General features: G+C 38.8%; 1 protein-coding gene. It reads right to left on the bottom strand.

Annotation, left to right across the window (positions count from 1 at the left end; translation table 11 throughout):
- Positions 1–130 precede the first annotated feature (130 nt).
- Positions 131–529 (bottom strand): RNA-guided endonuclease InsQ/TnpB family protein (locus tag BALCAV_RS20975; RefSeq protein WP_040324353.1); only part of this gene is annotated, 399 nt, incomplete at its 5' end.

The raw sequence follows: 529 nt of genomic DNA, 5'->3' as shown, positions 1-529 counted from the left end.
GTGAACTACTCCCACCACTTACCACCCCTTACGGGTTGCTTGAAGTGGGGGCTTCTTGGGTAATCACCACTTTTGGTAGCTGACGAAATGGACCAAGCTAACCCTCTTGTTCCAAGAGTTTATCGTATCATTAGGCACTTTCTAATAAGCGCATGCCTTCTTTTTTGATATTGAGTGCTGAATTGTAGTCTCTATCAAGGTTTAGTCCACAAGTACATTGATACGTACGTTCTGATAATTTGATTTCTTTTACTGAGCCACATCTCGAACAAGTTTTTGTAGATGGGAACCATTTATCAATTTTCACAAGCTGTTTCCCTTGTTCTTTTAGTTTGTACTGTAAGAAAGAAGTGAACATTCCCCACCCATTATCAGTGACACTTTTACCAAACTTTAGAGCCTTTGACATCCCTTTCATATCTAAATCTTCCATCACAACCGCATCATAGTTAGTTACTAATTTTTTTGATTGATGGTGAAGAAAGTTTTTGCGTTGATTTGCGACTTTCTCTTGCATTTTAGCTACACG

The sequence above is a fragment of the Alkalihalobacillus alcalophilus ATCC 27647 = CGMCC 1.3604 genome (assembly GCF_000292245.2).
Taxonomy (GTDB): domain Bacteria; phylum Bacillota; class Bacilli; order Bacillales; family Bacillaceae_D; genus Alkalihalobacillus; species Alkalihalobacillus alcalophilus.
This window is presented reverse-complemented; position numbering and strand designations above follow the sequence as displayed.